This window comes from Acinetobacter sp. WCHAc060033, from assembly GCF_004209125.1.
In the GTDB taxonomy this organism is placed as follows: domain Bacteria; phylum Pseudomonadota; class Gammaproteobacteria; order Pseudomonadales; family Moraxellaceae; genus Acinetobacter; species Acinetobacter wuhouensis.
The window spans coordinates 23284-49866 of the sequence record NZ_SGSW01000034.1; the positions used below are offsets into that span (position 1 = coordinate 23284).

General features: G+C 39.0%; 19 protein-coding genes and 8 tRNA genes. 18 read left to right on the top strand and 9 right to left on the bottom strand.

The annotated features are described in order from the left end of the window. The first annotated feature begins 98 nt into the window (after positions 1 to 98). Together EXE10_RS14695 and EXE10_RS14700 are read left to right on the top strand one after the other, a co-directional pair. Positions 99 to 4574: an Hpt domain-containing protein gene (locus EXE10_RS14695; RefSeq protein ID WP_130113862.1), complete on the top strand. Its 4476-nt coding sequence runs from the start codon at positions 99 to 101 to the stop codon at positions 4572 to 4574. 8 nt (positions 4575 to 4582) lie between these two features. Beyond that, on the top strand, positions 4583 to 5047 hold the full coding sequence (locus EXE10_RS14700) for a hypothetical protein (RefSeq protein WP_068975227.1): 465 nt from the start codon (positions 4583 to 4585) through the stop codon (positions 5045 to 5047). A gap of 106 nt (positions 5048 to 5153) precedes the next feature. Here EXE10_RS14700 and dapE read toward each other — a convergent pair whose 3' ends face one another. The 3 genes from dapE to EXE10_RS14715 form a co-directional block, all read right to left on the bottom strand. Next, entirely contained in the window at positions 5154 to 6290 is a 1137-nt protein-coding gene (gene dapE, locus EXE10_RS14705; RefSeq protein ID WP_130113863.1) for a succinyl-diaminopimelate desuccinylase, read from the bottom strand. A 153-nt stretch (positions 6291 to 6443) separates the two neighbouring features. Next, positions 6444 to 6584 (bottom strand): entericidin A/B family lipoprotein, encoded by a 141-nt coding sequence (locus EXE10_RS14710; RefSeq protein ID WP_068975225.1) that lies wholly within the window; start codon positions 6582 to 6584, stop codon positions 6444 to 6446. A 196-nt stretch (positions 6585 to 6780) separates the two neighbouring features. Next, positions 6781 to 7635, bottom strand: coding sequence for a DUF1853 family protein (locus EXE10_RS14715; RefSeq protein ID WP_130113864.1), 855 nt, complete (start codon positions 7633 to 7635; stop codon positions 6781 to 6783). Positions 7636 to 7867: 232 nt separating this feature from the next. On the opposite strand from EXE10_RS14715, the gene EXE10_RS14720 reads away from it, so the two are divergent. The 10 genes from EXE10_RS14720 (at position 7868) to EXE10_RS14765 (ending at position 10219) form a co-directional block, all read left to right on the top strand. Continuing rightward, a complete protein-coding gene (locus EXE10_RS14720) occupies positions 7868 to 8263 on the top strand; it encodes a YbaN family protein (protein WP_068975238.1) in 396 nt (131 codons plus the stop codon). A gap of 283 nt (positions 8264 to 8546) precedes the next feature. Further along, positions 8547 to 8622: transfer RNA gene (locus EXE10_RS14725), tRNA-Val, on the top strand. 23 nt (positions 8623 to 8645) lie between these two features. Next, positions 8646 to 8722: transfer RNA gene (locus tag EXE10_RS14730), tRNA-Asp, on the top strand. Between the two features lie 45 nt (positions 8723 to 8767). After that, positions 8768 to 8844: transfer RNA gene (locus tag EXE10_RS14735), tRNA-Asp, on the top strand. A gap of 125 nt (positions 8845 to 8969) precedes the next feature. Further along, a tRNA-Val gene (locus EXE10_RS14740) sits at positions 8970 to 9045 on the top strand. A 32-nt stretch (positions 9046 to 9077) separates the two neighbouring features. Then, a tRNA-Asp gene (locus EXE10_RS14745) sits at positions 9078 to 9154 on the top strand. Positions 9155 to 9288: 134 nt separating this feature from the next. Then, positions 9289 to 9364: transfer RNA gene (locus tag EXE10_RS14750), tRNA-Val, on the top strand. Between the two features lie 30 nt (positions 9365 to 9394). Continuing rightward, positions 9395 to 9471, top strand: a tRNA-Asp gene (locus tag EXE10_RS14755). Between the two features lie 124 nt (positions 9472 to 9595). After that, positions 9596 to 9671: transfer RNA gene (locus EXE10_RS14760), tRNA-Val, on the top strand. A 74-nt stretch (positions 9672 to 9745) separates the two neighbouring features. After that, positions 9746 to 10219, top strand: coding sequence for a DUF2750 domain-containing protein (locus tag EXE10_RS14765; protein ID WP_068975852.1), 474 nt, complete (start codon positions 9746 to 9748; stop codon positions 10217 to 10219). Between the two features lie 46 nt (positions 10220 to 10265). Here the strand turns inward: EXE10_RS14765 and EXE10_RS14770 are convergent, their stop codons facing one another. The 4 genes from EXE10_RS14770 to yccS all read right to left on the bottom strand — a co-directional run bounded on the left by EXE10_RS14770 (position 10266) and on the right by yccS (position 16885). Further along, a complete protein-coding gene (locus EXE10_RS14770; protein WP_130113865.1) occupies positions 10266 to 11051 on the bottom strand; it encodes a YdcF family protein in 786 nt (261 codons plus the stop codon). 162 nt (positions 11052 to 11213) lie between these two features. Next, positions 11214 to 13853: a PepSY domain-containing protein gene (locus EXE10_RS14775; protein ID WP_130113866.1), complete on the bottom strand. Its 2640-nt coding sequence runs from the start codon at positions 13851 to 13853 to the stop codon at positions 11214 to 11216. Between the two features lie 179 nt (positions 13854 to 14032). Next, entirely contained in the window at positions 14033 to 14611 is a 579-nt protein-coding gene (locus EXE10_RS14780) for a YcxB family protein (protein ID WP_068975849.1), read from the bottom strand. Between the two features lie 99 nt (positions 14612 to 14710). Then, positions 14711 to 16885, bottom strand: a complete 2175-nt coding sequence (gene yccS, locus EXE10_RS14785; RefSeq protein WP_130113867.1) for a YccS family putative transporter — start codon at positions 16883 to 16885, stop codon at positions 14711 to 14713. A gap of 146 nt (positions 16886 to 17031) precedes the next feature. On the opposite strand from yccS, the gene EXE10_RS14790 reads away from it, so the two are divergent. The 3 genes from EXE10_RS14790 (at position 17032) to EXE10_RS14800 (ending at position 20270) form a co-directional block, all read left to right on the top strand. Further along, positions 17032 to 18243 (top strand): multidrug effflux MFS transporter, encoded by a 1212-nt coding sequence (locus EXE10_RS14790; RefSeq protein ID WP_130113868.1) that lies wholly within the window; start codon positions 17032 to 17034, stop codon positions 18241 to 18243. A 639-nt stretch (positions 18244 to 18882) separates the two neighbouring features. After that, positions 18883 to 19332 (top strand): ABZJ_00895 family protein, encoded by a 450-nt coding sequence (locus EXE10_RS14795; protein WP_087553891.1) that lies wholly within the window; start codon positions 18883 to 18885, stop codon positions 19330 to 19332. Between the two features lie 35 nt (positions 19333 to 19367). After that, on the top strand, positions 19368 to 20270 hold the full coding sequence (locus EXE10_RS14800) for a TIGR01777 family oxidoreductase (protein ID WP_130113869.1): 903 nt from the start codon (positions 19368 to 19370) through the stop codon (positions 20268 to 20270). Positions 20271 to 20505: 235 nt separating this feature from the next. Here EXE10_RS14800 and thiO read toward each other — a convergent pair whose 3' ends face one another. Together thiO and hemB are read right to left on the bottom strand one after the other, a co-directional pair. Beyond that, positions 20506 to 21612, bottom strand: a complete 1107-nt coding sequence (gene thiO / locus EXE10_RS14805; RefSeq protein ID WP_130113870.1) for a glycine oxidase ThiO — start codon at positions 21610 to 21612, stop codon at positions 20506 to 20508. Between the two features lie 320 nt (positions 21613 to 21932). Beyond that, entirely contained in the window at positions 21933 to 22946 is a 1014-nt protein-coding gene (gene hemB, locus EXE10_RS14810) for a porphobilinogen synthase (RefSeq protein WP_165382304.1), read from the bottom strand. A gap of 105 nt (positions 22947 to 23051) precedes the next feature. Here hemB and EXE10_RS14815 point away from each other — a divergent pair, with 105 nt between their 5' ends. The 3 genes from EXE10_RS14815 to EXE10_RS14825 form a co-directional block, all read left to right on the top strand. After that, the gene (locus EXE10_RS14815; protein WP_130113872.1) at positions 23052 to 23579 is read left to right on the top strand and encodes a thioesterase family protein; all 528 of its coding nucleotides are present in this window, start codon (positions 23052 to 23054) and stop codon (positions 23577 to 23579) included. Between the two features lie 326 nt (positions 23580 to 23905). Then, positions 23906 to 25063 (top strand): HlyD family efflux transporter periplasmic adaptor subunit, encoded by a 1158-nt coding sequence (locus EXE10_RS14820; RefSeq protein ID WP_130113873.1) that lies wholly within the window; start codon positions 23906 to 23908, stop codon positions 25061 to 25063. Positions 25064 to 25069: 6 nt separating this feature from the next. Continuing rightward, positions 25070 to 26583, top strand: a 1514-nt coding sequence (locus EXE10_RS14825; protein WP_130113874.1) for a DHA2 family efflux MFS transporter permease subunit, incomplete at its 3' end; no start/stop codon positions are given.

The following is a 26583-nucleotide window of genomic DNA, read 5'->3' on the forward strand; positions in this document are numbered from 1 at the left end:
GTAGGTATTGCGCAGAGTAGAAAAGCCTTCTAAAGCCATTCGACTGTATTTGAAGGGTTTTAGTCCCACAGAAGGGAACTAACGTAGAAGCCTGAGCTATGAAAGAAATATTAAAACATTTAGTGGAAAACGTCACTTTACCTGAAGATACTTATCTTGATCAGGACGAAGAAATTTTAGATTTTTTTGTAGAAGAGCTCGAAGATATTTTTGAACAGTTACAAATCTCTCTGGATTTATGGCAAAAAGAAGCATCTAAAGATGCCGAACTCGTCAATGTACGCCGCTATTTCCATACGCTTAAAGGGTCTGGGCGAATGGTCGGAGCTAAAAGTTCTGGGGAACTGGCTTGGACTGTTGAAGACACATTAAACCGTGTGATTGCAAATAATTTAGAGCTGAATACTGAGATTCAACAATATGTCAGTACAGTATTTAATATTTATAAATTCAAACTTTTTTCTGAATTTTTAAATAAGCTGCCTCATCATTTGAATTTGGCACCATTGGTATTGTTAGGTCAGCAATTACAGCAAAAAATAAGTTTAGAACCTGCTTTAGAAGATTTATTAAGTTTAGCGACAACACTTAATAGTGCTGATGTGGTGACTGGTTTAGAAATTGCTAGTGTTGAGGTGGTGGCACCAACTGAGTCAACTGAAGTTGAAGCTATCGTTGCTCAAGAATCTGTACATGTTGATGCAGTTGCAACAACTGATGAGAATTTCAATTCTGAAACTTTAGCGATTTTTGTTGAAGAATCAGAAGAGCACTTGGCAACGATCAATGAATTCTTGCATTTAGAACAACATACGCCTGATCAGTATAACCGCTTGATTCGTGCATTACATACACTACGTGGAAGTTCTTCCATGGCGCATGTGGACGATGTATTTGAGGCGAGTAGTAAAGTTGAGCATCTCTTTAAAGTATTGGTTCAAGAAGATACAGAATCGTCGAAAAATGAAAATACTTTATTGACCCATTATGCTGAGTTTGTAAGCGATTATTTACATATTCTTAAGCAGAAAGGCGGGGAGAGTTCAGAGTTACACAACATTTATCAAAAATTCAATGATGCATGGGATCGTTATGACTTCCAACATCAATACCAACAAGATCAGGATTCACAAGTGGGCTTAGTTACGCAGCTTGTCGATTTGGAAATTGATCTATTATTGGATGCTGAATTTGAGTTTGATAAGCGTGCGCCTGTTGAACATCCTGTTTATTTTCAAAGCCTGAGTCAGCAAACTCAGTTGTTGATAGAACATACCAATAATCGTGCGTCTCAAGGTATTCATGATTTTAGTGTTCAATTAAAAGAAGCGTATGAGCGAGTTATTGCAAATCCTGCTCTACTGAATACAGATTATGCTTATGAAATTTTTGATAAAGTACATCAAGAGTTTATTCATTTATTTGATACTTTGGCTTCAGGACAGCGTGTTAGTTTAACAGATGAAGTAAAAGAGACCTTAGTTGAATTGCATGACTATTTACTTCAAGAAATTGATGTCAATGTAGAGCTTGATGCGGTTGAATCGATGCAACCAGAAGTTGCTACGCAGCCGAGTGGTTCAATTGAATCTGCTGGTCGTTATGTTTTTGCAGAAATTAATAAAGATAAACAATCTATTGACTCAGATTTGAGTCAACGTGAATTCGATATGGATGTTTTAGACATTTTTATTGAGGAAGCGGATGAATTATCGGATGGTATGGATCAGGATTTAAATACTTGGTCTGAGAATCCTGGAGATACAACGGCTTTAAATAACTTGATGCGTTATTTGCACACTTTAAAAGGTGGCGCAAATATGGTTCAAGCCAATAATATTGGTTTAATTGCGCATGAATTAGAAACAATCTATGAGCGAATCATCAAAGGTCAATTACAAGCAACGCCACAAATTATTGAGTCAATCCGTTTGATTCAAGATGACATTGCTGACCGAATTCAATTGATTCGTGAAAAATCAATTGATTATCCAGCAGATCATATTTTAGCAGTGCTGAAAAATATTGATCAACAACGTCCAGCGGAAAGTACATCTGCTTATGATGAATCAGATACAGCGAAGCAACAGTTTGTAAATGATTCAGCTGATGTTGAAGAAATTGAGCATGTGGAAGATGATATTGTTACTGCAATTGAACATATTGCGGAAAATGATCATGTTGCTGAGAGTATTCAAGTTGTTGATGTAGAATCGCTTTTTGATTCAAGTTCAGATTTAGATCCAGCGGATATCGTTGCACGTGAAACCTTCATTGAAGAAGCTCGTGAGTTAATTGATGATGGTTTAAAGAATTTATCTCAATGGTTTGAACAACGCAGTAATCGTAGTTTATTACTTCAATTACAACGTATTGCACACAGCTTAAAAGGCGGTGCAAAAATGGTGCATTTAGAGCAAGTTGCAGAAATTGCTTATGAGCTTGAGAATGCTTTCGAACAATTCGGTTTACATAATTTTAACTCGAATGTTTATGATGGTTTGTTGGAAAGAACATTCCGTTGGTTAGATGCAGCAATTTTCAAACGTGACTATGAAAATTTTGATGGATTGAAATCAAATTTACATGGTATTGAATATGTTGATGTTTCTGCACAACTGCCTGAGAAGTTGGCACGTACCAATTTATTGTTTGAACAAGCGAGTAATGAATTCGTTCAAGGGGATGGTACTGAGCCACCATCAATGTTGGGTGAATGGGATCAATCAGAGAAGGCAGAAGCCAGTAATGAGATGATTCGTATCTCTGCTGATTTGGTCGAGAAAATGATTGACCTTTCAGGTGAGAATGCGATTAACCGTTCACGTATTGAAATGGATCTCGGTCAGTTAGGCACAACACTGACTGATATGGAGTTGGCAATACAACGTTTGGCAGATCAGTTACGTCGAATGGAAGGTGAGCTAGAAAGTCAAATTATTGCCAAACATGGTGATTTTAACTCGCGCTATACTGACTTTGACCCATTGGAGATGGACCAATATTCGTCATTAAACCAATTATCAAAATCATTGGCAGAATCAGCATCGGATTTGGTCGACTTCAAAACGACTTTGTCGGATAAGATTCGTGATACTGAAGGTTTATTATTACAACAGTCACGTATTCAAGCTGAAATTCAAGAAAGTTTGATGCGTACACGTCTGGTACCATTCTCACGACTATTGCCACGTTTGCAACGTTTAGTACGTCAAACTGCATCTACAGTAAATAAGCCAACAGAATTGTTAGTGAATAATACTGAAGGTGAGTTGGATCGTAATATCTTAGAAAAACTGGTGTCACCGCTTGAACATATGCTTCGTAACGCGATTGACCACGGAATTGAAGATACGGAACAGCGTCAGAAACTTGGTAAGTCATTGACTGGTCGTATTGAGTTGAACATTAGCCGTCAAGGTACTGATGTATTAGTATCATTCAATGATGATGGTAAAGGTATTGATCCAGATGTTATTCGTGCTAAAGCGCGTGAAAAAGGTCTGTTGAAAGCGGATCAGCAACTCGAACCGAATGAAATTTTACAATTCATTTTCCATCCTGGTTTCAGTACAGCACAACAAGTGACGCAAATTTCTGGTCGTGGTGTCGGTCTAGACGTTGTGCAAAGTGAGATTAAGTCACTGGGTGGTCAGGTCGTTGTAAGCTCAGAACTTGGCAAAGGTTCAACCTTTACAATCCGCGTGCCTACAACTGTTGCGGTTAGTGATGCTTTGATGGTAAAAGTTGGCGATCAACAATTTGCTGTTCCATTATCACAAATTGATCGTATTGTTCGAATTTCTCCAACAGCGTTGGAAGAGTATTTTGAAACACAAAATGATTACTTTGACATTGATTTCCAAAGCTACAAATTACGCTACTTAGGTGAATTTACTGCCAATCAAAAAACGCCACGTTTGCATGGTATTGCCCATTCACTTCCTGTTTTATTAATTAAAGGAAATATGGGACAGTCAATTGCGATCTTAGTCGATCAATTGATTGGTTCTCGTTCACAAATTGTGGTTAAACCAATTGGTAAGCAATTTGCGGCGATCAATGCGATTGCAGGAGCAACGATATTAGGTGATGGTCAAGTCTGTTTAATTCTTGATGGACAAAATATTGCACGACAAGTGCAAAGTTCAACCCGTGGTGGTGCGGAACAGTTACAACAAGATAAGCAACGTCATCGTGATCAACGCCGTTTGATTATGATTGTCGATGACTCGGTAACTGTACGTAAAGTTACGACACGTTTACTTGAACGACAAGGTTTTGATGTCATCACGGCCAAAGATGGTGTAGATGCAATTGAACAACTTGAAAATGTCAAACCAGACTTGATGTTACTGGATATTGAAATGCCACGTATGGACGGCTTCGAAGTGACGAATCTTGTACGCCACCACGAAGTACATCGTGACTTACCAATTATTATGATTACATCACGTACTGGTGAAAAGCATCGTGAACGTGCCTTTAGCTTAGGCGTGACCAATTATATGGGTAAACCATTCCAAGAAGCAGATTTATTGCAAAATATTGATGCTTTGTTGACGGTTAAATAGGAGTACTCATGGTTAAAAATGTCGAAAAATCAGCATTAGATAAAATTAGTACCCAAGAGTTACAGCATTTAATTACGGTATCTACTGGTTTTATTGATGCGTATATCATTGATTGTTTTGATAAAGCACCGATGTTGTTGCCACAAAATATCGTCCTATCTGCACAGGATAGTCCAACCCATGTGAAAGTCGTGGAATGGCATGACAAGAAACTCCCTGCTTTTAGTGTCAGTGACCCAAAGAAAACTCTAGGTGTGGCATTGATCATTGAAGGTGAGGAGGCTGATGAGCGTTTTGCTTTGATGTGCAATGAAATGCCAGATTCTATTCGCTTACGTATTTCGGAAGTGGTGGATGCCGAGGGAAGTCATGAAGACAAAACTATTTTGCAGCATGTGAAAATTGGTGAAACAATTTATCATGTACCTGACTTAGATCAAATCCAGCTCCAAATTGGTTTGAAAAAGAAATAAAGTCCTGAGTTTGTATTGATATAAAAGAAAAAGGACGCTGATGCGTCCTTTTTCTTTTTAAAGATTCTATTGATCAGATCAATATTGAGGGTTTGTTTAGATCAAATTATTGAGCTAATAACTCAACCAAGATTTGTTCGTAAATCTCAGCCAATGGCTCTAATTCGTCGATATTCACATGTTCGTTGATTTGGTGAATCGTTGCATTTAAAACACCTAATTCAAGCACCTGAGCACCTGTAGGCGCAATAAAGCGACCATCGGATGTTCCACCACTGGTTGAGAGCTCAGTTTCTGTACCTGTAACATTTTTAATCGCAGTTTTAGCTGCATTGACCAATTCACCTACAGGCGTTAAGAACGGTAAACCAGACAATGTCCAAGAAATATCATAGTCCACAGCATGACGATCAAGGATTTCAAGCACACGTGCTTTTAATTGATCTGCTGTTACTTCTGTAGAGTAACGGAAGTTAAATGTAACAGTCATAGTTCCAGGTACAACATTGGTTGCCCCAGTGCCTGCCTGAATATTAGAAACTTGGAATGTTGTCGCAGGAAAATATTCATTACCATTGTCCCAAACTGTATCACACAGTTCAGCTAGGGCTTTAGATGCAGTATGGATTGGGTTAATTGCCAAATGTGGATAAGCCACATGACCTTGTTTGCCTTTTACCGTCAGTACAGCATTCAAAGAACCACGACGACCATTTTTAACAATATCACCTAAAGTATTGGTACTCGATGGTTCACCGACCAGACACCATGTCATTTTTTCATTGCGCGCTTCTAAAGTTTCAACGACTTTGACAGTCCCGTTTATCGATGGACCTTCTTCATCGGAAGTAATTAAAAAAGCGATCGAACCTTTATGATTCGGATGTTTTTTGACGAAACGCTCAGAAGCAACCACCATGGCAGCCAAAGCCGTTTTCATATCGGCACTGCCACGTCCATACAATTTGCCATCACGGATTTCAGGTAAAAATGGGTCAGATTCCCATGCATCCAAATGACCTGTTGGAACTACATCGGTATGACCTGCAAAACAAAAAACAGGGGATTCAGTTCCACGTCTTGCCCAAAGATTATCTACATCTTCAAAACGCATATTTTCAATATTAAAGCCAATTGCTGATAAACGATCTGCCATGATGGTTTGGCAAGTATGGTCGACTGGTGTTACTGAAGGTTGGCGCAGAAGCTGTAAACTCAGTTCTAGGGTATCCGAATGGTTCATGAACATTGATCAATTAAGTGAATGAAGTAATATGATAGTGGAAGATAAAACCGAAAGAAAATTAAAAAGACAAAGCATATAAAAAACTATTTTTTATGAGAAATAAAAAAGCCTTATCGATCAAGATAAGGCTTTGTGAATTAAAACTGAAAATTAAAGTTTATTTTCAACTTTTTCAGCAGAGTTTGTGACTGCATCACCAGCTTTAGATACATCTTTACCTACGCCCTTAAAAGTATTACAGCCTGTCAAGATGAAAGTCACAGCAATAGAAGCGAGTAATATTTTTTTCATGCTTATCTCCATGCGTCTTTTTAAATTAGAGCAACTTTAAGTTTAACCAAGCACTGAGTAACGCATGTCATTTTTATTTGAGAAATGGTAAAAACATGTGATTTAAAGCGTGAAAATTTACATATTATTCCTATAGGTTCTTGTGGGTGAATGACTTAAAATCAATAAAAATTAAAGGTCTATTGATGTTTTACATCTATTGTTCTAGTGGTAAAGCAATTAAAGGTGGTTGACGATACATATAAAAAGTTTGGCTTGATTTATCATGATAAAGTCCATTGCACCACCACCATGCATTGTCAGAGGTTGCATTTTGATCAGGGCAAATCCATTCATGACGTTGTAAACGATAGAAATTGGTGTGTACTTCATTACGAATTTGATGCCCCCATTGACCGATGCGCCGTTGTGGATTGATCCAATCGGGCAATTGATCAGATTGTTTATACATAGGTGTATAAAGTTGCCCTTTCATAACAGCAAATTTTTGATCAATATTGAAATCTAAAGCATGGGTAAATTGAAATTGTTTCTCTGAAAAATGATTAAGTTTACGGTGCAAGGTATCGCTGCGATTCAAACCATACCAATACTTCAAACTTAAATCAGCTTCGCCAAGGTAATATTTTAAAGCGACTTCCCAGTGTTCGATGTGTTGTGTCACTCGATTACGCACTAAAAAATCAATTTCACCTAAGGTATTTTTAGCTTCAATGATTTGAATACTGTGTTGAATGAGTTCAAATTGTTGATTCTCTTGATCTTGTAACCAAAACCAAAACAAATATTCAAAGCGTAATCCAAGACGAGTGCTTTTGAGCTTTTGAACAAATTCAATCAGTTCTGTTGGATTTTGATCTAAGGCATCCAGACGGTGTTTGTATAGATTAAACTGCTGTTGCCAAAAAGCGTCATTATGTAATTCAAAATGATTTTTTATTTCTAGCGCATTGGGAACATGTAGAAGAATGTTGGGACTTGCTATGCAGAATGCCAATTGCCGAACAATCGGGTGTTTGTAGTGCTGCCAAGGCTCAAAATAATCAGTCATTGCCATAAACCCTAATCAAATTAGATACTCAGTCCTGATAAAAAATGAATTGAGCATAGTCATATAAACAAAAATCTCCAGTTTGATGCAAGCCTAATTTGATTTGAGAAACTGGGGGAATCGGAAAATATGAATATGATCATTTTAAAATATAATGAGTGAATCTGTGTTAAATCATGCAGGCTTTAGTGTAGAGCGTTATACTTCACACATAGGCAAATTGGGTTGTGTTATGAAAATTTTGTTTTGGCGAACACTGGTCGTAGTATTTATTATCCTTGGATTTATTGGGGCGATATTACCAGGTATGCCGACAACTGTTTTCTTGATCTTAGCAGCATGGGCAGCGTCAAAAGGGTGGCCTCAGGTTGATGCTTGGCTATTGAATCATCCTAAATATGGTGCAACGCTCAGCGCTTGGCGTGAAAATGGAACGGTACCTCGCAAAGCTAAATGGATTGCCAGCATTATGATGCTCATTAGTGGGATTATCATGTTGTTTACCAATGCACCACTCGCTATCAAAATTTTTACTGATCTAACCATGTTAATTGTTGCTATCTGGTTATGGTTAAGACCTGAGCCAAAACTTACCGTTATTCAGGATGTCATGGAAAAAGTGGAATAAAGAAAAAATAGATGTCGTCTCGCTCAAAAGCATGAATTTTTTATAAAATGTTCGTTAAGCGAATTACATCAGTAGAAACTTGTATAAAATAGCAACGGTTTTTATGAAATATGAATTAGCCAGCACAGCATAAATAGATAAATAATAAACAAAAAAGCTGAAATTAGAGCGAAATGATCTATTTTTTAATCACTCAAACTTAAAATACTTAAAACAGTAAGAAAAGCGTTTGACACACCGTCAGGATTCTCTATAATGCACCTCACAAACGATGAAGTCGTTAGGGCGCTTAGCTCAGTTGGTAGAGCGTCTGCCTTACAAGCAGAATGTCGGCGGTTCGATCCCGTCAGCGCCCACCAAGCTTTAACGTTGAATTTATAGTGCAGCGGTAGTTCAGTTGGTTAGAATATCGGCCTGTCACGCCGAGGGTCGCGGGTTCGAGTCCCGTCCGCTGCGCCACTTAAATTCAAGACTCGTTTGTATTGCAGTGTAAATTGTAGAAGTGCAGCGGTAGTTCAGTTGGTTAGAATATCGGCCTGTCACGCCGAGGGTCGCGGGTTCGAGTCCCGTCCGCTGCGCCACTTTACAAGAAGATTGCAAATCAGGTTTAATACCTAACTTGAGTTTTAAGTTTGGTTGTAAGTTTTATACTACGCATTGTGTTTGTCTTGCGTCATAAAATTTGCTTCGCTAATTTTATTCCTCAGGGCGCTTAGCTCAGTTGGTAGAGCGTCTGCCTTACAAGCAGAATGTCGGCGGTTCGATCCCGTCAGCGCCCACCATAATTTATACATTTGTGTATAAATGCCGTTACGCAGCGGTAGTTCAGTTGGTTAGAATATCGGCCTGTCACGCCGAGGGTCGCGGGTTCGAGTCCCGTCCGCTGCGCCATTTATCTTAAATCCTGAGATTGGGATAGGTGAGTTTAGTAAGCTTGAAAAGCTTTTGTTTTATTTGATTTATCAAATACTACGCGCTTTGCTTGTCTTGCGTCATAAAAATAGCTAAGCTATTTTTACTCCTCAGGGCGCTTAGCTCAGTTGGTAGAGCGTCTGCCTTACAAGCAGAATGTCGGCGGTTCGATCCCGTCAGCGCCCACCATATACTTTGTATCGTACAAGGTGTAACAGTGCAGCGGTAGTTCAGTTGGTTAGAATATCGGCCTGTCACGCCGAGGGTCGCGGGTTCGAGTCCCGTCCGCTGCGCCATTTTCTTGATACCTGAATCTTGAAGATGATAAGTGAAAATCGCAATGATATTTTACTTTTTGCAAGAACTACGCACTGCGTTTGTCTTGCGTCATAAAAATAGCGAAGCTATTTTTACTCCTCAGGGCGCTTAGCTCAGTTGGTAGAGCGTCTGCCTTACAAGCAGAATGTCGGCGGTTCGATCCCGTCAGCGCCCACCATATTTTCCCTCTCTTTATTTATTTAAACTTTTGTGTAAAATAGCGTATTAACTATTTATAAAAATAAATGCTCTATGAGAAATCCATATCAGCGTAAAGCTGCACCTTCGATCCAAAAAAATCCTATTCAAGCTATAGATCAGTATAAAGTCTTTATCGAAACGATTGTTTCGCAAACTAAGGTTTTTGCACTTTATGATGAAGGTTGGGCATTGTGTGCGACACCAACAGGTCAACAGTCTTTAGCAGTTTGGCAGAGTAGAAGTTTGGCACAGTTGATGGTCAAAGATAATTGGAGCCGCTATTCTGTACAAGAAGTTGAGCTTATCCCTTTTCTTGAGAAAATGATTCCTTTTATTCAGCTCAACAATACTTTACTTTCGATTAATTTAACCCCTGAAGGACAAAATGTTTTGGTTTCAGGACATAAATTTTTAATAGATATTAAAAATTATTTATATCAACTTCATACAACTCAACCTGAATTATTTAGACAAAACCTCAATCTTCCCTTACCTCGAAAGATACGTATCCATCACAAGGTGTAATTTGTAAGATTCGTATTCATAAGTAATTTTTTGATTGGGTGAAAATTTAATATTCACCCAAAACCCAACCACTTAAATATGCAAAATACTCTCTTAACCATGCGTTATAACGTGTGGTGATCGGAGTTTCGGCACCGACCGTCACAAAATTATCATAGCCTTGTTTCTTGGCAATTGCCCCTGCACGCAATGTGTGAAAGTCACTGGTGACAATAGCAATTTTTGCATTCAAGTCTAGTTGATGTGCTTTAAGAATGGCTTGGCTATTTTTGAGATTCAGTTCAGTGCTGGTACTTTTATTTTCTTGTAGAATTCTTGAGGCTTGAATCTGATCACGGTCTTGTAAATATTGAGCCATAATTTCAGCTTCGGTTTTGCTTTCTCCAAAGCCTAAACCACCACTGACAATAATGAGTGATTGTGGTTGTTGTTTTGCGATCTCTCCAGCTTTATCGAGGCGTTTAGCAAGTGTAGGTGAGGCTTTGCCTTGTGTAATACCACTGCCCAATACAATGATGGTTTGTACATGATCTGTGAGATTATTTTGTTGCGCTTTGATATGAATATAGCCAAAGAATGCAAGCAAGCTTATTAACCAAATACTAAAAAGACGCCATCCCCATTGCCAAAATTTCTTTAATTTCAGATGCTGTGCTAAAAATTGTTGTATGCGCTGGTGATTCAACGTGCTAATGATAAAAACCAAACCAATCAGTAAGGGGAGGATAGTACCAAGATGCCACTTTTTAAAAAGTATCAGAATGAAGCCATCTAGAAATAAAATGAGCCCAATGATGAAAATAATACAGCGGAAAAATTTATTATTCTGCATGATTTAACTAGAAAAATTTAAAGTGCCTATTCTAAGGTGTAAAGTGCTCTGCTCGTGTGAAGAATTGATGTTTTTACTATGAATTGTGAATAATCATAAAAAAATCATAAAAAACCGAGCAAATTAGCTCGGTTATTGTGGTATTAAATTTAAATTATACGATCAGTAAACATCACGACGATAACGTCCATCAGCACGGAGTTGCTCTACTGTTTCTTTACCCAATATTTCAATCAAAGCTTGATCAACATCACTCGCCATACCATTGATACTGCCGCAGACATAGATCACAGCATCATTGTTGACCCATTGTTTAAGCTGTTCCGCATTGTCACGCAGTTTATGGTGAACATAAACTTTTTCAGCTTGATCACGTGAAAAGGCAAGGTCAAGACGACTGAGCATTGCAGTGTTTTGCCAAGCTTGAATTGTGTCTTTAAAGAAATAATCATGTGCTTGTTGGCGTTCACCAAAAATGAGCCAATTTTCAGTATAGTCCAAACGAACACGGCTATGAATCAGGCTCATTAATCCTGCAATTCCAGTTCCATTTCCAATACAAATAATTGGACGATTATCTGTAATTAAATGGAACGATTCATTTTTACGGATACGTAAAGCCAATTTGCTACGAAGCTGTAGGTGTTCAGTCAACCAACCTGAGCCTAAACCAAGTTCACCTTGGGCATCACGTTGCTGACGAACCACTAAGCGTAATATTTGTTGAGTTGGAATACTGGCAATTGAGTATTCACGAGGAGGCAAGTTAGGAAGCTGTTCCAATAGATGATCCATATTGGCAAATGGTTCTATTTCAACAGTTAAATCACGATTCCATAATGCATCTTGGATAGTTTGTTGCAAACTGTCCACTAGAGTATCAGCATGTATTTGATGTTGATTTAAAAATGCTTCAATCCGTTGTTGGCTATTGCCCGTTTGAATTTCTGCAATATCACCCGCTTGCCAATCAATAAGGTGATCGGATTGTAATTCGATATTGAATGCAGGTGCACCTAAGCTATTCGGATTCAACAATTCACGTTTAATCAATCGCCATTCATCAAAAGTTTTTTCAATAGACATTGTTTGTAGTTCAAGCTTGGTGACTTTGGCTAATGCATCGTTCCAATTTTGAATATCAGCTTGATTAGCATTATTTACTTCAATCATACCGAATAATTGTTGAGCGCCTGATTGCTTTAACCAAGCATCTATACGATGACCAAAACTACAGAACGTTTCAGGATAATCCTGTGAACCGAGTGCAAGTACAGCATAATTTAAATGTGAAAGCGCTAAGTTTTGTTGCATCAGCTTTTTCTCAAAGTTTGATGCTAAGTCTGGTGCTTCCCCTGTACCATAAGTACTGACCACAAATAAAACTTGCTTGGCTTGTTTTAAATCTTCTACAGTGATTTGTTGAACAGCTTTCACTGTCGTTGGTTGGTGAGCATGCTGTAGGCTGCTTGCTGTACGCCATGCCAATTGTTCTGATACACCTGTTTGTGTCGCATAAGCAATGAGCCACGGTGTTGCATTTGGATCAATCGTAACTGCTGAACCAGATTGTTTTGCTGCGAGGGTGAGCTTCTTCTGCTTACGGCGTTTTAGGTAAAGCATCCATCCTGTCACAAAGAAAAGCGGCATTGCTAAAGAAGCAAACATTGCAAGGAATTGATAAATTGGCCCAAAGAAACTACCACGATGCACAGGTAACATGCTACTCATGATTTTCTCATTGAGTGCTTTGCTTTCGTATAGGTCTAATTTTTCAATATTTGAAGTTTGATAATTGTATGTTGCTTTATTACGTGCGCGCTCATGTTGTGGAATTTTATCGACAAAAGTGAGTTCGACTTTACCATCCGCTTTTTTAGGAATCGAAACAGTGAGGGTAGAGTAGTCACGTTTAATCTGCGAATTAAATCCGTTCCAAGTTTGAGTCAGTGCAATTTGAATTTGTTCAGGTTTTAAACCTTCTTTATCATCTTGTTTATGGTCTGATTTTTTATCAGATTTTGCAGAAGCGCCTTCATTCCCACGTGCGCCATGATTCTGTTCTGAACCTTGTTTGCCTTTCGTATCACCACCTTTGCCTTTTTGCCCAGCTTGCATTTCAGGTTTAGGTTGTTCAACACCTAATACTTTGAACATTCCACTGCGCCACCAGTCATAAGACCAGTACAAGCCTGTACATGCTAGTAACAGGTAGAAAATCACCACCCATGTACCAACAACAGCATGCAAGTCCCAAAGAAAGTTACGACCTTTGAGTTTTGGTTTAATCGCAAACCATTGCTTAACAGAATGCTTTTTCGGCCAACGAAGATATAAACCACTGAGTACAAAGAAGATCAGCATCAATGTAGATGCACCTGTAATCTGCTTACCGACTTCACCTACGGTCAAATTACGATGCAGTTGTTGGATAAACTGGAAAAATTCTTTACCTTTAATTTCAGGCAGAATCTCAGCCGTATACGGGTTGACCATCATGGTATAACCCTTGCGCGCACCCTCTTTCACGATGTTGATATTTGAGGCTTCTTCAGGTGCCTGTGCAATCGTAATACTGTTGATCTTCATTTCAGGATTTTTAGTCTGAAAATGCTGATAAATTTCAACAGGTGTCATTTTTTCTTTATTTTCAACAGCAACGGTATAGCTATTCGGATTAAGCCATTTTTGAATCGGCTGCTCGTATGAATAGATTGCACCTGTAACCCCCATCAGGGAGAGGATTAAACCTGCTGTGATTCCTAGAAACCAGTGTATTTGGAAGAAAACTTTTTTAAACATGATGCTAAAAGGGAGCGACTTAAATTTGATGTGCGCAAATTATAACTGAATATAAAGGAGATAGAATGAATTTGTAGATAATATTTATTCTCATTATCATTTTTATTAAAGCAATCAAATGAAAGACATAAAAAAACCTCCAACTAAGGAGGTTCTTCAAAATCTGAAAATGGACTTGATTAAAGTGTTTTCGCTTCGCCGACAGTTTCTTTCAAGTGCTTACGCAGTGTCGCAAATGGGAAATTCTTACTATCCATACGCTTAGGTAGGATATAAGCACCTTGTTGATCTTTAACTTTAAAGTTTACAAGTAAAAAGTCAGGTGTGTTATACCATTCGTAAATATCTTTCCAACCAATCGTTCCTACACCTTCTTGCATACCCATACCCGATGGAGCAGCCATTTGCTGGCGCATGACGATACCGCTCGGTTGTACACCAAGTTTAATACCTTTAATTTCCTGAACTGGAAACTCATTCATTTTACGTTTTACATACCACTCAAGACCAAATTTACGAACCAAAAGATAGATCGCAACACAGGCTAAAAGTACCCAAAAAAGGATTGTTGAGTAGTTTTTAACGAAAATTAGACCAAGAATAGAAAGTGCAACAATCACCCCCATAATTGCCCAAGCTTTGGTACCAATTTTATTGGTACTACGCCAAATTGCGAGCTGAGCGCTACGTTGTTCAGTTTCTGAAACTTCGTACGGAACGGGTTGTAAGGTATAAGCGTAAATATTCTTGGCAGTCATAGTGTCAGTAGTATATGTAAATCTAGTCAGAGTTTAGCACTAAAACACAAGTTTTAGTGCGCGTATTGTACCAAATATCTAGGCATTTTTTATACTCTTTTATAAAGAAGCCAATTCAGTAGATTGATCATCACGAGCATGACTCAGGTTTTGCTTTAAGTTACTCAATTGTTTCAAAATACTGAACATAAGTGATAATTGTTGCAGAATAATCAGTGATTTAGAATCCCTATCTTCAGAGTGATTTAACCGAGTACGAATAGTTTGTAGCATGTTGTGTGCTGTTAAATCAGGCATTTCATCTTTTAATAACGCCCCACGAATATCATCCAGTGCTTGATCAAGTAAATTTAATACTTCTTGATCTTCAATCTTTTCTCTATGCGCGCCTAAGGCTGCAATATAGCTGAGGAAGGTATGATTTAAACAGAGAAATTCAAAGGCTAAAGTTTTTTGGCTGGGGTCAAAATCTGGTTCAGTGGCGAGTGTTGAAATTAACGAAGCGACATCTGCATCAGTATTGTTGGCAGCTCGTCGGATAATACGATAATCCAAACTGTTATTACGTCCTTGATGGTACTGACTCACGACATTTTCAAGATAAGCACATTGCGCTTCGAGAGAGCGTTGAATGGTCCGTGGTAAACGACGGAAACGCCAATCTGGAAAAATAAATGTCACCCCTAACCAAGCCAAGGCACAGCCAATAACGGTGTCGATCATACGTGGTAGCGCAGCTTCAAAACCTAAACCATCTAAGTTGAAATTGATCAGCGCCATAATCGTAATAAATGCAGTGGCTTGAGCATATTGTTTACTGCGTAAATCAAAGAACAATACGCCACTAATAATTAACAATAATAATTGCCCTTCAACAGAAGGAACAAAGAATAAAATCGCATAGCCAAGAATAATTCCGCCTAAAGTACCAATGATTCGTAAGCGTAAACGGCGTTTAGTGGCGTTAAAATTGGGCTGACTGACAAATAATGCAGTCAATAAAATCCAGTAACCATATTGAATATTGGTCAGTTGTACAAAAACATAGCCAAAGAATAATACGATCGAGACGCGGATTGCATGACGAAACAGTACCGATTCTGGGGTTAAATGTTGCTTGATGCGAATGACAATATCATCCCAACCTTTTAAATCATCATCTTTGAGTTGATTTTCGATATGCTTACTTTGTTCCAAAGTGATATGGCGTTCTGTTTCAAGGTTGCGCAGTTGAGCATCAATCGATTTTAAATTTTGATAGAGTGAAAATAGGGCATTGACCCAGATCAAATCATATTTTCCTTCGCTTTTAAGTTTGTCCAATGAGTATCGAAGATTTTTAAAAGCATGTTCAAAGCGCTGATTATGTTGATATGTAGTGCGGTGTAAAATACTATCGCTCAAATCATTACAGGCTTTGGCTTGCATGGATAAAATACGTTGGAAACGAAATAAAATATCACTGTGCTCAAAGATTTTTGCCAGTTTTTGATAATCAATATGTGCTGAATCGGCACGTTCATGAATGTCTTGTGCAACAAAATAATATTGCAGACTACGCCGTGTATCTCGTTGTCCTCGGTCTCCTTTTAAACGGGTCAATAAAGTCACACGCATATCATTGAAAATAGATATGAGTTTGCCATTTTCCATAGACAGGTTAATCATACTGTCTTGGTAACTGGTTGCAGTCATATCGACATCAAATAGGTTAGATTTTGAAAATAAGAAATTTCCGAGTGACGAAAAGCATTGTGATAATTTGTCTTGAACCTGACGAACGGGGAAAAGCAAAAAGCTAATCGTTGAAATCAGTCCATACCAAATTGCACCAATCACCAAAAGACTCGGTTGAATGTACCACTGGTCAAAGAGGTGTACTCCAAGCATGGAGTATACGGAAACCACCAAACAGCCATAGGAAATGGTGGCATAACGACGACCAAGAGAACCAAGTAAAATCCAGCCGATACACGACACGATTAAACCAATAGCAAAAAGTACAGGATATGGAAATAACAAACTGACAGAGGCTGCTGTGACAAAAAAACCAATGTAGGTATACACCAAGTTCATGATACGTACTGAGAAACGATCATCAATGTCACTTAAACCGGCTGCCACCACACCAAGCGTCAGTGGGATGGTCATTAACTGTTGCCCCATAAAATAGGGCACAAAAGCCGTTCCAGCAAAAGCAATAATCATCCTCAAGTTATACATAAAACTTGTGTTATAAGTTGCTTTCTTGAGTTTTAACAGCCAGTTATTCAAAGGAGTGTCCTTATGAAATATTCAGTGTGTTTTACGGTCAGTTGAATGATGGTGCTTGTGTGAATTTTCACTTATCTTTATGACAAATCATACTATGGAGCGTGTAAACTTGTCTGCATCAATCCTCATGAAATTATAAACGATCTATGTCTGAAAAAAACGCGGGACAGCAGTATTCCACGGGCTGGATTATGCTTTTGGCTTTATTTACATCTTTAGGACCCTTGTCTATTGATATGTATTTGCCTGCATTACCAGAAATGGCGCAAGACTTTAATGTCACAACCCAGCAGATTGCCAATACTTTACCTGCATATTTCTTTGGATTGGCTGTAGGACAACTGATTTACGGACCGATTAGTGATCGGATTGGACGGAAGAAACCGTTATATTTCGGCATGGCACTCTATGCGATCGCAAGCTTGTTGTGTGTTATTGCACCAGATCATTGGTCTTTGATTGCAGCACGGGTTTTACAAGCTTTGGGTGGTTGCGTCGGTGTGGTGATGGCACGCGCTGCGATTCGAGATTGTTTAGATGTGCAAAGTTCTGCTCAAGCCTTTGCCAGTATGATGATTGTGATGGGTATTGCCCCAATACTTGCACCGACTTTGGGCGCAGCGATTCTGCATTTTTTTAGTTGGCATGCTGTATTTATAGCCCTATGTATCATTGGTGTGATGTGCTTTTTATGTGTGCATTTTCTATTTAAAGAAACACTTGAACCAGAACGTCGTTTAGATTTGAGTTTCAATCAAGTTTTCATCCTGTATGCTTCTATATTTAAAGATAAAAGTTTTAGATTACCGATGATGGCAGGCTGTTTTACGGGGGCAGCATTATTTTGCTACATCAGTTCAGCATCAGCCGTATTGATGGATGGTTATCACCTTACACAACAGCAGTTCGCAATTGCCTTTGGTTTTAATGCCTTTGGTATTATTTTACTTTCAACTTTAAATAAGCATTTAGCGCATAAACTCTCGGTGATTCGTCGGTTAACCATCGGCGGTGTAATTCAATTAACAGGTTCGGTCATTATTGTGATTGCTGGTTTGATGGCGCATGCACCTTTAGCTTTGGTCATGTTTGGGTTATTTTTAACCGTTTCAGGAATTGGTTTTACGGGACCAAATGCGATGGCCTTTGCAATGTCTGAGCAGGGCGCTAGAGCAGGGACTGCCAGTGCGATTATGGGCAGTATGCAATTTGCTTGTGGTTTATTGGGCGGCGTTGTTTTAAATTTCCTTGTATGGAATCACGTGTTAAATATGGGAATTTTAATGCTACTGTTCACGATGGTGGGTTTTGTCGCAATTTTAGCAGTAGGCAAAGACTTAAAAGCCAAAGCGATTTAAATGGGCATTGTTATAATTTGATGTTATGACTTTAAAATAAAGATGTTTTTTAAAAACTATTTTAAAGCTTGCTTGACGGGGTCTTACATCAAGCGTTTAGATTTAGGGATGAGCCTTCGGCTCGACCGCACTTTTGTTTCGGCAAAAGTGGGCAAAACCATTGTCATCCGCAGAACTCGTCAGCTACCGTAAAAATATTGAATAGATCGCAGAAACATTTATGGTCAGAAGTAGTCTTGCCTCAAACAAATGCGGATGACGTTATCGCGTACCCACTTTTTAACGAGATGCAATTTGTGATTTTGATGTTACTGAGTAACATCAGTTCGTTATAATTTAAAAATAGAAAGTAGATTTTACAAAAAATAAGACCGACGATTCGAGTGATGAGTAAATCGTCGGTCAAAATACTTCGTTATCTTCGATTTAGGCTGCTATTCTAAATCTTGCAAGAAGCATGAAAAGCTTTTCGTCTCTGGGATTAAGGTCTCCAAATCATCTGCGGATGCCGTGCGTCTGATTCGGTTGCTGCGACCTATACTTATATAACGACAAAGGTTTCAGTTTGGTTGACAAGAAAATGAAAAAAAATTAAAAAAATTTTATAATCAGTTTATTCATTCCAATTAGGTGATGCTCATGGTGTCTTTAAACAAATATTTTTTATGGTTTTTTATCCTTTGTTTAGTGTTAACCATGATTGCAGGTGTACTCGCTGCATTATTGCCTAATCAAATTGCCGGAGTTTTAACTGCGATTCCATACTTGGCTGCAATGATTATTGTTTTACAGCGATTTTTAAAACAACAACGCCGTGCACCGACAGATGCTGAACGTAAAAAATTGACCATTGGTTATACCTTAATTTTTTGGAGTTATAACTTTTTGGGCGTTTTTGCAGGTGTGTTGATCTTTTCGCATAGTGATCCAGAAGTGTGGCAGACTTTTGTGGCTTATATGACGAATTTACGTTTTCTAGGTACAACATTGATTATGTTGTTAATGTTAGCGATTCCTTTGTATTTAATAACGTATTGGTTTTATGGTAAACAGGCACAACGTATGGCATTGAAAATGTTTGGTGCGTAATTTAAATCTTCGCCAAAATCAAAAAAGGTGATCTTATGCTGAAGGTTTTAATCACAGGTGCTAGTGGTTTTATTGGTACTCATTTGGTTGATTATTTACTTCAGCATGGTTTTGAGGTCATCGCCTATTCTCGACAAAAACGACATTCGCAAGAAGCAAAATTAACGTGGATAGAAAATTTTACTGAACTTGAAAATACACACATTGATTATGTGGTGAATTTGGCAGGGGAAGGCATCGCTCAAGGTCGCTGGACAGAGAAAAGAAAACAACGCTTGATTGAAAGTCGTGTTAAAACGACGCAACAACTGTATCAGGCTTTACAAAATTATCAGATTCAACCTCAGTGTATTGTGTCAGGTTCTGCAATTGGTTATTACGGAATAGATCCTACAGAACAATGGCAAAATAAATGTGATGAAAATGCGCCATCACAAGCTATTTTTATGTCTGAACTGTGTCAGCGATGGGAAGCGGAAGCTTTAGCAGATATGACTCAAAATACTAAAATCATGCGTTTAGGTGTGGTATTTGGTCAAAAGGGTGCCCTTCAACAAATGCTCTTACCGATTAAAATGGGTTTAATTGGATGTATTGGTTCAGGTCTGCAACCGACGACTTGGGTGCATGTGGATGATGTGATCCAAGCAATTTTATTCTTATTTCAAAGTACATCAGATCAGAAAATTTATAATGTGGTTGCTCCTGATCATCTTTCTCAAATGCAATTTGTAAATATTGCGAGCAAAGTATTAAAACGTAAGCCCTTTTTACCATTACCGAGTTTTGTGATGCGTTTGCTGATGGGTGAGCAAGCGCAATTGGTGTTAAATGGTCAGTATGTTCAGCCCAAAGCTTTGCTTGCTGAGGGTTTTGATTTTCAATATGCAGATTTGGAAAGTGCTTTAAGGCTGATTACACAACATTCGTCCAATTAAATTCTAGGCAATGTTCTAATGCTGATCAGTTAAGCAAAATTATTGGAAAAAATTCCTAAAATCTCCCCTAATCCCTCTTTGAAAAAGAGGGGAACTTCTTGCAACTAAAATGATTTTTAGTAATCTTGCGTAGCTGAGCTACTCATCCCTCCTTTGAAAAAGGTGAGAAACATGTTCCGCAAGGGGGAGGATTAAAAAAACCTTAACTGGCTAGCATTAAGGTAATGTTCTGCTTTCAGCTCGGTTGTAAACGCTGTGTTGAATAAGCTGTTGCATCGACCAAAGTCTCTTGTTTGAGCATGAGTTGACGAAGTAATTGTGCAGAAGCGGGTCCCATGCATAAACCATTACGATAGTGTCCAAAATTCGCCCAAAGGTTATTGATCTCAGGCATTTGCCCAATATAAGGAATGCCAGTAGGTGAACTAGGGCGTAATCCAGCCCATTGTTTTACGATTGGAAAATTCGCCAATTCAGGCACCATTTCGGTACAGGCTTTATAAATATTTTGCTGTGTTTGTACACTTGGGCGCTGATCAAAACCGAGATGATTCATACTCGAACCGCAAACCACATGACCATCCATACGCGGAATGAGGTACATAACATTGTTCATGCACATGGTCGGTAACCAATTTTCAGGGGTTTTGAACAAGAGCATTTGACCTTGCACAGGTTCGACAGGAATTGACAATTGTAGCTGTTCAGACCAGCAGTTCGACCAAGCCCCCGTTGTAATCACAAATTGATCGGCTTGAAAATGTTGTCCATTTGAAGTTTGGATAGACTGGATTTGGTTATTTTGAAGATTAAACTTTTCAATCCACGTATTTTCAAACACTTCAACTTTGGGATGTTGTTTTAAATAGCGAATCAAAGATTTGAGTAAGCGTGGATTACGCACATTCGCCAATTGTGGGAAATAAATTGCGTGTTGGAATTGTTTGGAAATATGAGGATTGACTTGTTCGAGTGCATCTCGTTCTAAGTATTCACAATGTTGCATCGGCTCTTGGTATCGGTCTTTATAATTGAGCCCGATTTCAAAATCAGCTTCATCAAAAATGAGCATACCTGTTTCATGGATTTCAAAATCTATCCCTGTTTCAGGTAAGAGTTTTTCATTCCATTGTTGATACAGTTGTTTACCGTATTGTGCCAAGTGATTGACTTCACGTGGGTAACGCCATGGATACATTGGGGACAAAATGCCACCGCCTGCCCATGAGGCAGCATGTCCTGCTTGTTGTTGGTCAAATATAGTGACTGAACAACCTTGTTCGACGAGTTCAAGGGCAGTGAGTAAGCCGCTGACGCCAGCTCCGATGATTGCGATGTGCATGGTGTATTTTGTACCGAATTTAATTATAAATCAGATTCATTTGTACAGATATTCATGTATTTAGAATAAGATTCTATTTAAGAAGAAGTTAAGGCGGTGTCTTACATCTAAAGTTTTAATGATGGGATTAGCCTTCGGCTCGACCTACTTTTCTTTCGGGAAAAGTAGGCAAAACCATTGTCATCCGCAAAACTCGTTCACTACCATCTTTTGATTAATTGAGTTGCAAAAACATTGAATATCAAAAGTAGTCCTGTCTCAAACACGTTGCGGATGACGTTCACGCGTATCAGATAATATTTAATTGTCTAATAAAACGATTACTTCATTTCTTTCAATTTACGTGCTGCTTCTTCCGCAAAGTAAGTCCAGATCCCATCAGCACCTGCACGGCGGAAGCACATAAGTGATTCCATGATCACGCTGTCAGACAACCAACCATTTTGGATTGCCGCAGCCAACATTGCATATTCTCCACTGACTTGATACACAAATGTTGGTACACCAAAAGTGTCTTTGACTTCACGAACCACATCCAAATAAGGCATACCAGGTTTCACGATGACCATGTCTGCACCTTCCTGAATATCAAGGGCAATTTCATGTAGTGCTTCGGCACGGTTACCAACATCCATTTGGTAATTGTATTTATTACCACCTTTAAGGTTGGAAGAAGAACCTACAGCATCACGGAAAGGTCCATAGAAGCTTGATGCATATTTCGCTGAATATGCCATGATATTGGTATAGATATGACCATTGCTTTCCAAAGCTTGGCGAATTGCACCGATACGACCATCCATCATATCACTTGGTGCAACCACATCTGCACCCGCTTCAGCATGGCTGAGTGCTTGTTTAATGAGGCATTGTACAGTTTCATCATTGAGCACATAGCCTGTTTCATCAATGATGCCATCTTGACCATGTGTGGTATATGGGTCGAGTGCGCCGTCAGTGATCAGTACCATTTCTGGCAATTCTTTTTTCAAAAGACGCAGTGTATTTTGTACTAAACCATCTTCATGCCAAGCGGCTTCAGCCGTTAAACTTTTGTCTTCTTGTGGTGTAACAGGGAATAAAGCTAATTTAGATACACCCAGTTCAAGTAATGTTTCTGCTTTTTTCAACAATAAATCAGCAGACAAACGTTGCACGTTTGGCATACTTGGTACATCTTGAGTTTGGTTTTGCCCAGGAAGTACAAATACTGGATAAATGAGATGATCTGCTGTGAGTTGAGTTTCACGAACCATTGCTCTTAACTTGTCGTTTTTACGAATACGACGCATACGAGTGGCTGGGAAAGCAGGACGATTGAACGTATAAGTCATAACAATCTCGATTTTCAGTATTAAACTAGGAACATATTGTAGCCCTTTCATATATTTTTTGGGGAAAAGCTACATTTTTTTCTCAATATTGGTTTCGAAATTCTTATGAGTGATTCTCCTAAAACTGATTCTGCACCAAGCGAATCACAAAAAAAGTGGACTGGTAATTTACATTTAGGCGCGAAAGCAGATTTAAATGTGGTGCTTAATCAGCTCACCAAAGCCTTTAATGGTTCGCCGTATTTTTCACACAACAGTATGCAAATGCGTGTGGTGGATAATGAAATTGAAGGCTATATTGAAATGAAACCTTTCCTGATTGGAAATGTTGCTTTTCAAATCTTACATGGTGGTGTTGCTGCCACTTTACTCGACAGTATTGGCGGAATTGTGGCGATGGGTGAGTTGTACAAACGTGCCGAACCAGATCAATTACCTGATACGTTGAAAAAAGTTTCACGTTTGGCAACTGTTGATATGCGTGTCGATTATCTTGCACCTGGTCGTGGTGAGTATTTTATTGCCAAAGCTGAAACGCTGAGAATGGGACGTAAAGGCTGTACCATGCGTATGACCATGGTGAATGATGAAGGTAAGGCAATTGCAACTGCGATCGCGTCTTATGCCTATTGATCAAGTTGACAAAGTGTACCCTTAAGTACACTTTGTATAATTTATGTCAATAGAAGTCACTAAATTGAGCATTTTGGTGACTTATTTTTTGAGTAAAATAATATTAAAATCAATAACATTGTTCTAAAATATAGAGATAAACTCTAGAGTTATATTTTTATTCTCACCATATGATTTTTACCTGTAAAATTATCCATCACAATTTTTATAAATTGACTGAATCATCACATCAAATATATGCCTGATTCTCACTAAGCAAATATTCAGCTTAGTGGCACAGACTGTACCGATGTTTTGACCCATTTAAAGTAAGCCAGGAAGATGCGATGACTGACGCGCCCACTACGAATGCCTCTCCAAATGATGAGCTTGAAGCTCAAGCGGATTTGCAGGCTAAACAAAAACGTAAAAAAATGCTGAAGATTTTTGCCTTTATCGTTATTGCCATCGCAATACTCTATGCCATTTGGGCTTTAGTTTTTGGTAATACCGTAGAAACTGACAATGCTTATGTGGGTGCTGAAACAGCTGCGGTTACATCCATGGTCAGTGGTCAGGTTGAAAAAGTATTGGTCAGTGATACACAACAAGTGAAAAAGGGCGATGTGCTTGCAATTATTGATAATCGTGATGCGAAAATTGCGCTTGCCCAAGCTGAAGCGCAATTGGCAAAAGCCAAACGTCAATTTACCCAAAGTTCAGCCAATAGCAGTTCTTTGTCTTCTCAAATTTTGATTAGTAGCGACGACATTAACAGTGCCAAAGCACAAGTGGCGCAAGCTGAAGTGGCTTATACCCAAGCGCAACAAGAATTTTCACGTCGTCAGCAATTGAATGCGACTGGTGCAATTTCAAAAGAAGAATTTAGCAAAGCGCAAAGTGCTTTAGACAATGCTAAAGCCAGTGTGAATGTTGCAAAAGCAGTATTGGCACAAACTGAATCTAAACGCAAAGCTGCACAAAGTAATTTGGATGCCAATGAAGCCTTAATTCGTGGTACTTCGCAAAGTTCGACACCCGATGTTTTGGCGGCTCAAGCCGTTGTCGATCAAGCGCTTTTAGATTTACAACGTACTGAAATTAAAGCACCTCTAGATGGTGTGATTGCTGGTCGTAGTATTCAAGTAGGACAACGTGTTGCTGCGGGTTCTAGTTTGATGAAAATTGTTCCGATTTCAGAACTTTATGTTGATGCAAATTTTAAAGAAAGTCAGTTGAAAGACGTCAAAGTTGGACAAAAAGCGACATTAACTTCTGATCTTTATGGCAAAAAAGTTGAATATCACGGAACTGTGATTGGTTTCTCTGGTGGTACAGGTTCTGCTTTTGCTTTAATTCCTGCGCAGAATGCAACAGGGAACTGGATCAAAGTGGTTCAACGTCTTCCTGTACGTATCAAACTTGATCCTAAAGAACTTGCTGAACATCCATTACGCGTTGGCTTGTCGATGAATGCAGAGGTTGATACCTCAACAGCGAAGTAATCGCTTATGAATACAGCAACTTTTTCAGGTGAGCTTAAAGGCGGGCGTTTACTTTTAGCCGCATTTTTTTTAGCGCTCGCCAATTTTATGGTCGTACTCGATATGACCATTGCCAATGTATCTGTACCACATATTACAGGGAGTTTGGCGGTTTCAAGTTCTCAAGGGACTTGGGTTATTACTTCTTATGCTGTTGCAGAAGCAATCTGTGTACCTCTGACAGGATGGTTAGCAGGGCGTTTTGGTGCGGTTCGAGTCTTTACCATTAGCTTGATTGGTTTTACGACATTTTCCATTCTATGTGGTTTATCCAATAGCCTCGCCATGCTCGTGATTTGTCGTATTGGGCAGGGGCTATTTGGTGGTCCAATCATGCCACTCAGTCAAACTTTGTTGATGCGCATTTTCCCACCCGAAAAGCATTCGCAAGCGATGGGCATGTGGGCAATGACCACTGTAGTTGGACCAATTTTAGGACCAATTCTCGGGGGGACAATCAGTGATAATTTCTCATGGCATTGGATTTTCTTCATTAACATACCAGTAGGTGTGTTGTGCGCTGTGGGTGTAATGCGTTTGATGAAAACTGCTGAAACACCGATCGCTAAACTTCCAATTGATACCATTGGTTTGACTTTGCTGATCGTGTGGATTGGTGCACTTCAGTTAATGCTCGATTTGGGACATGAAAGGGATTGGTTTAGTAGTACGTTTATTTGTATTCTCGCCGTGATTTTGGTGGTTGGATTTATTGCTTTCTTCATTTGGGAATATTATGAAAAGCATCCAATCGTCAATATTCAAATTTTCCGATACCGTGGCTTTACTATTGCGACGATTTCTCTGGCGTTTGCCTTTGCAGCGTTCTTTGGCAGTATTGTCCTAATTCCTCAATGGTTGCAGATTAATTTAGGTTATACCGCATCTTGGGCGGGTTATCTGACTGCGACGATGGGTTTCGGTAGTTTGATGATGTCGCCGATTGTGGCAAAACTTGCAACCAAATATGATCCGAGGGCATTGTCCAGTTTTGGTCTGATGATCTTGGGCGGTGTGACCTTGATGCGTTCATTCTGGACCAGTGATGCTGATTTTATGGCATTGGCTTTGCCACAGATCATTCAAGGTTTTGCTGTACCGTTCTTCTTCATCCCATTGTCAAATATCGCTTTGGGTGTGGTTCGTCCTGATGAAGTGGCTTCGGCAGCAGGTTTGATGAACTTTATGCGAACCATGGCAGGGGCGATTGGTGCTTCGATTGCAGTCACAATCTGGGATGACCATACCAAACTTGCACGAAGTGAAATTGTTTCGACTATGCATGTTGAAGATACTCAAACTCAATTAATCAACAATGGTTTTAGTCCTGAAAAGGCATTGGGGGTGATTTCTAATTTGGTGGATAAGGAAGCTTTAACACTTTCAGTCAATCATGTGTTTTTGATTTTTGCGATGGTGTTTATCTTTGCTGGATTGATTATTTGGTTGTGTCCTAAACCAACCAATAGTGTGGGGCCAGG